The sequence below is a fragment of the Amycolatopsis panacis genome, from assembly GCF_003600245.1.
GTDB lineage: Bacteria > Actinomycetota > Actinomycetes > Mycobacteriales > Pseudonocardiaceae > Amycolatopsis > Amycolatopsis sulphurea.
On the sequence record NZ_QZFV01000008.1, the window covers coordinates 1 to 12,199 of the forward strand.

Sequence of the window (12,199 nt, forward strand, 5' to 3'; positions counted from 1 at the left end):
ATATTGACGAGCCGTCGCCGCACGTCGACTGGTCTTCGGGCGGGGTCGAACTGGTGGCTGAAGAACGCGTGTGGCCGCGGGTGCAACGTCCGCGACGGTCGGCGGTGTCGTCGTTCGGGATCAGCGGCACCAACGCCCATGTGATTCTGGAACAGGGACCGGAAGTCCCGATGCAGCCACGGGAGGGAACCGTACCGGCGTTGCTGCCGTGGGTCCTTTCCGGACGCACCGAGGAGGCGGTCCGTGCCCAGGCCGAACGCCTTCTGTCCCTGGCAGGCGATCCGCTCGACGTCGCGTACTCACTGGCGACCACGCGGACCGCACACGAGCACCGCGCCGTGGTGCTGGGTGACCGGACCGGGTTGCGTGCGCTCGCCGAGGGTGCGGCGGCACCCGACGTGGTGACCGGGCGCGCGACGCCCGGCAGGCTCGGGTTCTTGTTCACGGGTCAGGGTTCGCAGCGGCCGGGTATGGGTCGCGAGCTTTACGCGGCGTTCCCGGCTTTCGCCGCGGCCTACGACGAGGTGTGCGAACTGTTGCCGGTGGGTGGTGATCTTGATGAGACGGGCAATGCTCAGCCTGCGTTGTTCGCCCTTGAGGTGGCGTTGTTCCGTTTGCTGGAGTCGTGGGGTGTTCGTCCGGATTTCCTGGTGGGGCATTCGATTGGTGAGTTGGCTGCGGCGCATGTCGCCGGGGTGTTGTCCCTGGAAGACGCGGCGAGGCTGGTGGAGGCGCGTGCGCGGTTGATGCAGGCGTTGCCTGCGGGTGGGGTGATGGTGGCGGTGGAGGCGTCGGCGGATGAGGTTGCGCCGTTCCTGTCGGGTTTGGGGTCTGTGAAGGGACCCTTCACGGACTGTGGGGCTGTGAAGGGTCCCTTCACGGCCGACGGTGGGGTGTGGTTGGGGGCGGTGAATGGGCCGCGGTCGGTGGTGCTGTCTGGAACGGAGGGTCCGACGCTTGACGTGGCGCGGCGGCTGGGGGATGCGGGTTGTAGGACGCGGCGGTTGGCGGTGTCGCATGCGTTCCATTCGGGGTTGATGGATCCGATGCTGGGCGAGTTCGGGGAGGTGGCGGGGGGTTTGACGTATCACGAGCCGTCGATCCCGATCGTGTCCACGGTGGAACTCGGCGCGGATCTGACCGATCCCGAGTACTGGGTCCGGCAGGTGCGCGAGACGGTCCGGTTCGCCGACGCCGCCTCGGCATTATCCGCGGAGGGCGTCACGACCTTCCTGGAACTGGGGCCGGACGCGGTCCTGTCCGCGATGGGACAGGACAGTGCCGACGGAGTGTTCGTCCCGATGCTGCGCAAGGACCGGGACGAGGCCCGCTCGGCGGGTACCGCGTTCGGCAGTCTGTTCGCCAACGGGTCCACTGTGGACTGGGAGGTCTTCTTCGCCGGGACCGGTGCCCGTCGCGTCGATCTGCCGACGTACGCCTTCCAGCGCGAGCGGTACTGGCTCGACGTCGCCCCGTCTTCCGGGGACGCGGCCGGGTTGGGTCTGACGGCGGCGGAGCACCCGCTGCTCGGCGCGACGGTCGCGACCGCGGGCGGCGACGGGCTGATCTGCTTCGGCCGTCTCGCCCGGACGGCCCAGCCGTGGCTGGCCGACCACATCGTGCTCGGGACGACGCTGGTACCGGGCGCGGCGCTGGTCGAACTGGCCACCCGGGCCGGCGACGAGCTGGGCTGCCCGCGTCTGGCGGAGCTGAGCCTGCAGGCACCGATGGTGCTGCCGGACACCGGTGGTCTCGCCGTGCAGATCGTGCTCGGAGAGTCCACAGAGGAGGGACAACGCGAGGTAACAGTCTACTCGCGACAGCAGGACGCTCCGGCCGAGCAGCCGTGGACGCTGCACGCCACCGGTCTGCTCGCCGCGCAAGAACGCGGTCCCTCCGCAACGGCCGGGGCCTGGCCGCCGCCGGGGGCCGAGCCGATCGACGTGGCCGCCCTTTACGAGGAGCTGGGCACGGCCGGTCTCGGCTACGGTCCGGTGTTCCAGGGCCTCAAGGCCGCCTGGCAGCACGGCGACGACGTGCTCGCCGAAGTGGCGCTGCCTGCGGAGGCGGCCGGTGACGCCGCGAAGTTCGGCATCCACCCCGCGCTGCTCGACTCGGCCCTGCACGCGATCGGACTGTTGCCCGCCGACGCCGAGCAGGTCACCCGGCTGCCGTTCCTCTGGCAGGACGTCGCCCTGCACGCCACCGGCGCGACCGCGCTGCGGGTCCGCGTCACGAGCACCGGGGCCGAGTCCGTCCGGATCGAGCTGGCCGACCCCACCGGGGCGCCGGTGCTGACCGTCGGCTCGCTGATGCTGCGGGAGATCTCCGCGGCACAGCTGAATACCGAACCGTCCACAGCGGACTCGCTGTTCCGGCTCGGCTGGGTCCCGGTGGAACCGGGCGAACCGGTCGCCTGGGCGTACCAGCGGGACGTCGGCGAAACCGTGCCACCGGTCGTGGTCCTTCCGGCAGATCGGTCCACAAAGGATGTTCCGGACGCGGTGCAGGAGGTGCTTTCGGCAACCTTGGGCACGGTCCAGGAATGGCTTGCCGACGAGTCCACGGTGGACAGCAGGCTCGTCGTCCTGACCGGGAACGCGGTGGCGGTCACCGCGGCGGACGAGATCGATCCGGTCGCCGCTTCGGTGTGGGGCCTGCTCCGCAGCGCCCAGTCCGAGAACCCGGACCGGCTCGTCCTGGTCGACGCGCCGGGAGAAGACGCGGTCGAGCTGGCTGTCGCGGGGATCGGCGAGGAGACCCAGTTGGCGGTCCGCGACGGGGTGCTGCACGCCTGCCGGTTGCAGCCGTCGACCGCATTCGCGGATCTCGTCCCGCCGGTCGGCGAGCCCGCGTGGCGGCTCGACTCGCCGGTTCGCGGCACGCTGGACCAGCTGGCCTTCCAGCCCTATCCGGAGGTGCTCGAACCCCTGCGCGCGGACGAAGTCCGGGTCGAGGTGCGCGCGGCGGGCGCCAACTTCCGCGACGTGCTGAACCTCCTCGGCATGTACCCCGGAGATGCCGGGCTGCCCGGCTACGAGGCCGCCGGAGTGGTGCTCGCGGTCGGCCCCGAGGTCACCGACCTCAAGCCCGGTGACCGGGTGATGGGCCTGGTCTACGGCGGATTCGGCCCGATCACCTTCGTCGAGCGCCCGCTGCTCGCGCCGATACCCGAGGGGTGGAGCTTCGAGGAGGCGGCGTCCGTGCCGCTGGTGTTCCTCACCGCCTGGTACGCACTGACCGACCTCGGCAGGCTGTCCCGCGGCGAATCCGTGCTCATCCACGCCGCCGCCGGGGGCGTGGGGATGGCGGCCACCCAGATCGCCCGCCACCTCGGTGCCGAGGTGTTCGGCACGGCCGGCGTCGGCAAATGGGACGTGCTGCGCGCGGCGGGCATGGACGAGGAGCACCTCGCGTCCTCCCGGACGCTGGAGTTCGAGGAGAAGTTCCTGGCCACCACGGGCGGGCGCGGGATGGACGTGGTGCTCAACGCGCTCGCCGGCGAATTCGTCGACGCCTCCCTGCGGCTGTTACCGCGCGGTGGGCGCTTCGTGGAAATGGGGAAGACCGATGTCCGCCCCGAGGGCGACGCCGGAGGGCACCATCCCGGTGTGACCTACCGTGCCTTCGACGTCATGGAGGCCGGTCACCCGCGGATCGCGGCGATGTGGGAGGAGCTGATCGCGTTGTTCGACACCGGCGTGCTCACCCCGCTGCCTATCCGGACGTGGGACCTCCGGCAGGCGCCGGACGCATTGCGGTACCTGTCCCAGGCCCGGCACGTCGGCAAGGTCGTGCTGAAGGTGCCGCGCGGACTCGACCCGGCCGGTGCGGTGCTGATCACCGGAGGGACCGGCGGTCTCGGCGCGGCGCTCGCCCGGCACCTGGTGCGGGAGCACGGGGTGCGCGAGCTGGTGCTGAGCAGCCGCCGTGGCGCCGCAGCGCCGGGTGCCGCGGAGCTGGTGACCGAGCTGACCGCGCTGGGTGCGAACGTGCGGGTGGAGGCCTGCGACGCCGCCGACCGGGACGCGCTCGCGGCCCTGCTCGACGGCATCCCGGTACTCACCGGGGTGGTGCACGCGGCCGGCGTGCTCGACGACGGCCTGTTCGCCTCGCTCACTCCGGAACGGCTGGCCGGTGTGCTGCGTCCGAAGGTGGACGCGGCCTGGCACCTGCACGACCTCACCCGGGATCGCGACCTGGCGATGTTCGTCCTGTTCTCCTCGGCCGCCGGCGTGCTCGGCGCGCCGGGGCAAGCGAACTACGCCGCGGCCAACGCCTTCCTGGACGGGCTCGCCGAGCACCGGCGGGTGCATGGCCTGCCCGCCACTTCGCTCGCCTACGGCCTCTGGGCCGACGGGATGGGCGGCGAAGCCGACTCCGGCCGCATGGGCCGGGACGGAGTCGGGGCGCTCAGCCCGGCCGAAGGGCTCGCGCTGTTCGACCTCGCAACGTCGATGCCGGCGCCGGTCGCGGTACCGGTGAAGCTGGACGTCGCCGGGCTGCGGGCGCACGCCAAGGCGTCGCCGGTACCGCCGCTGCTGCGGGCGCTGGCCAGGGCAGGCGGCCGTCGATCCGCGGCGGCGGGCGGCGCGGCTCAGGCGGACGAGCTGAAGCGGCGGCTGGCCGGGCTTTCCCCGGCGGACGCGGAAACGGTGCTGCTGAGCGTGGTCCGCGGGCAGGCCGCGGTGGCGCTCGGGCACAGCGGCGCGGAGGCCATCGAGCCGTCCCGCGCGTTCACCGAGCTGGGCTTCGACTCGCTCAGCGCGGTCGAGCTGCGCAACAGCCTCGGTGCCGCAACGGGTTTGCGGCTGCCCACCACGCTGATCTTCGACTACCCGACCCCCGACGCACTGGCGAAATTCCTGCAGTCCGAAGTGGTCCCCGCCGCCGGGGACGACCAGGAGACCGGCGTCGACGGGGAGATCGCGAAACTGGCGGCCTCGCTGGCCGCACTGGATCCGGCGGGCGAGGACGGCGACCGCGTCGGCGCGCGGCTGCGGCAGCTGGTCTCGCTGTGGCAGGACAAGACCGCGCACAGCGGCGAGGACGCGAACGCCGATCTGGAAGAGGCGACCATGGACGACATGTTCGCCTTGCTGGACAAGGAACTCTGACCGAAAGCTCCGGGCGCGGCGCCGGTGCGGGGCACCGGCGGTGAGGGAGGACCACGGCATGACCACCGAAGATCGGACCCTCGACTACCTGAAGCGGCTGACGACCGAACTCCGGGACACCCGGCGGCGCCTGCGCGAGGCCGAGGAGAGCGGTTCGGAGCCGCTGGCCGTCATCGGAATGGCGTGCCGTTTCCCGGGCGGCGCCGATACTCCGGACCGGCTCTGGCGTCTGGTTGCCGAGGGGACCGACGGCATGTCGGGCTTCCCCGTCAACCGTGGCTGGGATCTCGGTTCGCTGTACCACCCGGACCCGGATCACCCGGGCACCAGCTACGCCGACGCCGGGGGATTCCTGCCCGAGGCCGACGAATTCGACGCGGAGTTCTTCGGAATCTCGCCACGGGAGGCGCTGGCGATGGACCCGCAGCAGCGGCTGCTGCTGGAGGTCACCTGGGAGGCCATCGAACGCGCCGGAATCGACGCTGCTTCCCTGAAGGGCAGCGACACCGGGGTGTTCGCCGGGGCGATGCGCACGGAGTACGTGTCCGGGCTTGCCTCTGCCGCCGAGGTGGAAGGGTTCCTCGGCACCGGAACCGCGGCCAGTGTGCTGTCCGGGCGGGTGTCCTACACGCTCGGGCTCGAAGGACCCGCGGTCACGGTCGACACGGCGTGCTCCTCCTCGCTTGTCGCGGTCCATCTGGCGGCGCACGCACTGCGGTCCGGCGAGTGCTCGCTGGCACTGGCCGGCGGGGTGACCGTGATGGCGACCCCGGAGACCTTCATCGAGTTCTCCCGCCAGCGTGGAATGGCCGCGGACGGCCGCTGCAAGGCGTTCGCCGCCGCCGCCGACGGGACGGGCTGGGCCGAAGGCGTCGGAATGCTGCTGCTGGAACGGCTTTCCGACGCGCAGCGCAACGGACATCGCGTCCTGGCGGTGGTGCGCGGCTCAGCGGTGAACCAGGATGGTGCGTCCAACGGCCTGACCGCGCCGAACGGTCCTTCGCAGCAACGCGTGATCCGGGCCGCGCTCGCGAACGCCGGTCTGTCCACTTCGGACATCGATGCGGTGGAGGCACACGGCACGGGCACGCGCCTCGGTGATCCGATCGAGGCGCAGGCCCTGCTGGCGACCTACGGCCAGGACCGCGGGGAACCGCTGTGGCTGGGGTCGATCAAGTCCAACATCGGGCACAGCCAGGCCGCCGCGGGCGTCGCGGGGATCATCAAGATGATCGAGGCGATGCGGCACGGCGTGCTGCCCGCGACCCTGCACGTGGACGAGCCGACCCCGCACGTGGACTGGGCGGCGGGCGCGGTCGAGCTGCTCACCGAGTCCCGGCCGTGGACCACGCCGGGTCGCCCTCGCCGCTGCGCGGTGTCCTCGTTCGGGATGAGCGGCACCAACGCGCATCTGATCCTCGAACAGGCCTCCGCACCGTCCGAAAAGGACGCCGCTGTGCGCAATCCGCCGGCGGTGCTGCCGTGGGTGCTCTCGGGCCGCAGTGAAGCGGGTCTGCGTGCGCAGGCCGCGCAGCTCGTGTCCACAGTGGAGGAAGCGGAACCGCTCGACCTCGCCTGGTCGCTGGCCACCACGCGCAGCGCGCTGGAACATCGGGCCGCGGTGCTGGGCTCGTCCAAACAGGACTTGGTCAACGGTCTCACCGCGCTGGCCGCCGGAGAACCCGCGGTGAACGTCGTCGAAGGTGCCCCGCTGGTCGGCCGGACCGCCTTCCTGTTCACCGGCATGGGCTCCCAGCGGTGCGGGATGGGCCGCGAACTCTACGACGCTTTCCCGGTGTACGCCGAGGCGTTCGACGCCGCTGTCGCCGCGCTCGACGAACACCTGGACCGCCCGCTGGCCGAAATCGTTTTCGGCGAGGACCGGGCGCCGCTGGACCGCATGACGTACTCGCAGCCGGCGATGTTCGCGCTCCAGGTGGCGTTGTTCCGGCTGCTGGAATCCTGGGGTGTCCGCCCGGATTACGTCGTCGGCCACTCGTCCGGCGAGCTGGCCGCCGCGCACTGCGCAGGGGTGTGGCCACTCGCCGACGCCGCCGCGATGATCGCCGCGCGAGGCAGGCTGATGGAGGCCCAGCCCGCGGGTGGGGCGATGATCGGGGTGCAGGCCACGGAGGAGGAGGTCAGCGCCGAGCTGACCGGCGGTGTCACGATCGGGGCGATCAACGGCCCGGACGCACTGGTGCTCTCCGGTGACGAGGCCGCCGCCGAAGCGGTGGCCGGGAAATTCGCCGCCCGCGGCAGGCAGATCAAGCGGCTGCGGATCTCGCACGCCTCGCACTCGCCACGCATGGACGGCATGCTCGCCGAGTTCGGCGAGATCGCCGAGAGCGTTTCCTATGCCACTCCGAGCATTCCCGTGGTGTCCAATGTGACCGGACGGCTCGCCGGCCCGGACGAGGTCACCACGGCGGCGTACTGGCCCCGGCACGTCCGTCAGCCGGTCCGGTTCGCCGATGGCGTCTCCTGGCTGCGCGCCGAGGGCGTCACCCGGTTCCTCGAACTCGGCCCGGATTCCGTGCTCGCCGGGATGGTCGCGCGCATCCTGCCGGACGAGGACACGCTCACCGTGCCGTTGCTGCGTCGCGACCGGCCGGAGCCAACTACGGCGCTCGGCGCGCTCGCTGAGCTGCATCTGCGCGGCGGCCGTGTGGACTGGCCGACCTTTTTCGACGGCACTGGCGCCCGCGTCGCGCAGCTGCCGACCTATCCGTTCCAGCGCGAAAGCTATTGGCTGCGGTCCACCGGCCCGGGCGGCGATCCGGCCGGGCTTGGCCTCACTGACGCCGGGCACCCGCTGCTCGGCGCGTCGGTCACCCTCGCCGACGGCGCCGGGCTGGTCTTCACCGGCCGGATCTCGACGGCCACCCACCCGTGGCTGGCCGATCACGCCGTCGGCGGCACCGCGCTCCTCCCCGGGACCGCGCTGGTCGAACTGGCCCTGCGCGCCGGTGACGAGGCCGGTTACGAATACCTCGAAGAGCTGATCGTGGCCGAGCCGATGATCCTGGCCGACGCGCTCGACGTGCAGGTGGTCCTCGCCGCGCCGGACGAATCCGGCCGCCGCCCGGTCTCGCTGTACGCCCGCGCCGGGGACGAGGCCTGGACGCTGCGCGCCTCCGGTGTGCTCGCCGCGACAGCGCCCGCTGCCGGGTTCGACCTCGCCGAATGGCCGCCCGCGGGGGCCACCGCGATCGCGATCGACGACGTCTACGAAGCGTTCGCTACCGCGGGCTTGCAGTACGGGCCGGCCTTCCGAGGATTACGGGCCGCCTGGCGCCGCGGCGAGGAGACCTTCGCCGAAACCGAGCTGCCCGAACCGGCCGACGCGGAGAAGTTCGGCCTCCACCCGGCACTGCTGGATGCCGGTCTGCACGCGATCGGCCTGATGGGCGACGAGGAGGCCGCCGCGAAGCTGCCCTTCGCCTGGCAGGACGTCGCTCTGCACGCCACCGGCGCCACTGCGCTGCGGCTCCGGCTCACGCCCCGGCAATCCGGGACAGTCAGCCTGCAAGCCGCCGACGGCACGGGTGCGCCGGTCGTCACTGTCGGTTCGCTGTCCTTGCGCGAAATCTCCGCTGATCAGCTCACCGCGGCTCATCCATCCGAAATGGACTCACTGCTGCGTCTGGAATGGACTCCGGTCGTGGTGTCCGAACCGGACAGTGTGCCGGAGTGGGCGTTCCACGCCGATCTCGGGGAATCCGTCCCACCGGTGGTCGTGCTCCCGGTCCGGACCTACGGCGATCGGGTGATGGCGGCGCACACCGCCGTCCACGAAGTCCTCGCCGTGGTGCAGCAGTGGATTGCCGAACCGCGGTTCGAGTGGTCCCGGCTGGTTGTGCTGACCCGGGACGCGGTGAACTCCGGCCGCGTCGACCCGGCGGCTTCGGCGGTGTGGGGCCTGGTCCGTTCGGCCCAGTCGGAACAGCCGAGCCGCTTCGTGCTTGTCGACACCGAGACCGGTGAACTGAGCCCGGCCGAGCTGGCGACGGCGTTGGACACCGGGGAAGGACAGCTCACTTTGCGCGAAGGCGCGTTCGCCGCCCTGCGCCTGGCCGCGCTGCCCGGCACCGACGAGCTGATCCCGCCCGCGGAACCGGCCTGGCGGCTCGGCATGGACGGCCGCGGCACCCTGGAGAACCTGCGGCTGGAACCGTTCCCACCGGCGCTGGAACCGTTGGCACCGCAGGAGATCCGGATCGGCGTCGCCGCGGCGGGCCTGAACTTCCGCGACGTGCTCAACGTGCTCGGCATGTTCGCCGAGGAGCCCGGACCGCTGGGCAACGAGGTCGCCGGGGTGGTGCTCGAAGTCGGGTCCGAAGTGGACGATCTGGCCATCGGCGAGGCCGTGATGGGCGTCGCGGTCGGCGGCATCGGCCCGGTCGCCACAGCGCGGCGTGCGATGGTGACGCGGATCCCGGCGGGCTGGACGTTCGAAGCCGCCGCGTCCGTGCCGCTGGTGTTCCTCACCGCCTACTACGGACTCACCGAGCTGGCCGGGCTGCAGGCGGGGCAGTCCGTGCTGATCCACGCGGGCGCCGGTGGCGTCGGCATGGCCGCGACACAGCTCGCGAAGCACCTCGGCGCCGAGGTCTACAGCACCGCCAGCGAAGGCAAACAGCACATCCTGCGCGAAGCGGGGCTCGACGAAGGCCACATCGCCAGCTCTCGCACGCTCGATTTCGAGGAACACTTCCTCGCCACCAGCGGCGGCCGTGGCGTCGACGTCGTGCTCGACGCGCTGACCGGCGACTTCGTGGACGCGTCGCTGCGCCTCATGCCGCGTGGCGGACGGTTCCTTGAGATGGGCAAGGCGGACCTGCGCGATCCCGGCGAGATCGCCGCGCGGCACCCCGGCGTGCACTACCGCCCGTACGACCTGATCGAGGCCGGCCCGGAGCTGTTCACCCGTATGTGGGCCGACCTGATAACCCTGTTTGAACAGGGGGCGCTCACGCCGTTGCCCACCCGCGTGTGGGACGTCCGGCGGGCACCGGAGGCGTTCCGGCTGCTCAGCCGGGCCCAGCACATCGGCAAGGTCGTGCTGAGCGTGCCGCGCGGACCCGAGCCCTCGGGCACGGTGCTGATCACCGGCGGTACCGGCGGTCTCGGTGGCCTGCTCGCCCGGCACCTCGTCGCCCGGCACGGCGTGCGGCACCTCTTGCTCACCAGCCGCCGCGGCCCGGATGCCCCCGGTGCCGCGGACCTGACCGCCGCGCTGCGCGAGCTGGGTGCCGAGGTCACCGTCGCCGCCTGCGACTGCGCCGACCGCGCGGCGCTCGCCGACCTGCTCGCCACCATCCCGGCCGAGCACCCCCTGACCGGCGTCGTACACGCGGCGGGAGTGCTCGATGACGGCACGATCGACGCACTTACCCCCGAGCGGGTGGACCGGGTCTTCGCGCCGAAGCTGGACGCGGCCTGGCACCTGCACGAGCTGACCGCGGATCTGCCGCTGCGCTGGTTCGTCCAGTTCTCCTCGGCGGCGGGCGTGCTCGGCAACGGCGGGCAGGGCAACTATGCCGCGGCGAACGGATTCCTCGACGGACTCGCCGCCCGCCGCCGTGCCGAAGGGCTGGCCGCGCAGTCGCTCGCGTGGGGACTGTGGTCCGGCGGAATGCGCGGCGGACTCGGCGAAGAGGGCGAGGAACGCCTGCGCCGCACGGGTTTCCCTCCGATTCCCGCGGACGAGGGACTGGCCATGTTCGACCGCGCGATCGGGATCGACCACCCGGTCCTGCTCGCGCTGAAACTGGACCGCGCGACCGTACGCGCGAATGCGGCGGACGCGCCGATCTCGCCGCTGCTGCGCAGCCTCGTCGGCGTGTCGAGCCGGGGCAAGGCGAACGCCGCCACCGCCGAGCGGGCCGGTGAGCTGCAGCGCAAACTCGCCGGGATGGCACGCGCGGATCAGGACCGGCTGCTGCTGGACCTGGTCCGGCGGGAGGTCGCGCGGGTGCTGGGCAAGGCGGGCGCCGAGACGATCGAGGCCGGCCGCGCGTTCACCGAAATCGGCTTCGACTCGCTCACCGCGGTCGAGCTGCGCAACCGGCTCGGCGCCGCGACCGGTCTCCGGCTGCCGGCGACGCTGATCTTCGACCACCCGACCCCGGCCGTGCTGACGACCTTCCTCCGCACGGAATTCGCCGGCGACGAAGCGGCCCCGGCCGTAGCGGCGCCCGGCGCGACGGTCTCCGGAACCGACCCCATCGTCATCGTCGGCATGGGCTGCCGCTACCCGGGCGGAGTCACCTCGCCGGCGCAGCTGTGGCAGCTGGTCGCCGAAGGCCGTGACGGGGTCGGCGAATTCCCCGGAGACCGCGGCTGGGACCTCGGCTCACTGTTCCACCCGGACCCCGACCACCGCGGAACCACCTATGCCTCGGAAGGCGCTTTCCTCGAAGGCGCAGGGGATTTCGACGCCGACTTCTTCGGCATCTCGCCCCGCGAGGCCCTGGCGATGGATCCCCAGCAACGGCAGGTGCTGGAGACCGCGTGGGAAGCGCTGGAGCGCGCCGGAATCGACCCGGTCACCTTGCGCGGCACGGCGACCGGGGTGTTCGCGGGGGCACTGTCCAATGACTACATCTCCCGGCTGAGCGCGATTCCCGTGAGCGTGGAGGGATTCCTCGGCACCGCTTCGTTCTCCAGCGTCGTCTCCGGCCGGGTGTCCTACGCGCTCGGGCTGGAAGGCCCTGCGGTGTCGGTGGATACCGCGTGCTCGTCTTCGCTGGTCGCCGTGCATCTCGCCGCGCAAGCGCTGCGTTCGGGGGAGTGCTCCCTGGCGCTCGCCGGGGGTGTGAACGTGATGGCGTCACCGAACATGTTCATCGAGTTCTCCCGGCAACGCGGCCTCGCGCCGGACGGCCGCTGCAAGCCCTTCGCGGGCGCCGCCGACGGCACGAACTGGGCCGAAGGCGTCGGGATTCTGGTGCTGGAACGGCTTTCCGATGCTCGCCGCAACGGGCATCGGGTACTGGCGGTGGTTCGGGGTTCGGCGATCAATCAGGACGGTGCGTCCAACGGTCTTACTGCGCCGAACGGTCCTTCGCAGCAGCGGG

2 protein-coding genes are annotated in these 12,199 nt (G+C 71.8%); both read left to right on the forward strand.

Annotation, left to right across the window (positions count from 1 at the left end):
* The coding region (locus D5S19_RS00420) for a type I polyketide synthase (protein WP_120021335.1) at positions 1–5,117 on the forward strand (5,117 nt) is incomplete at its 5' end.
* Positions 5,118–5,175: 58 nt separating this feature from the next.
* Positions 5,176–12,199 (forward strand): type I polyketide synthase (locus tag D5S19_RS00425; RefSeq protein ID WP_120021336.1); only part of this gene is annotated, 7,024 nt, incomplete at its 3' end.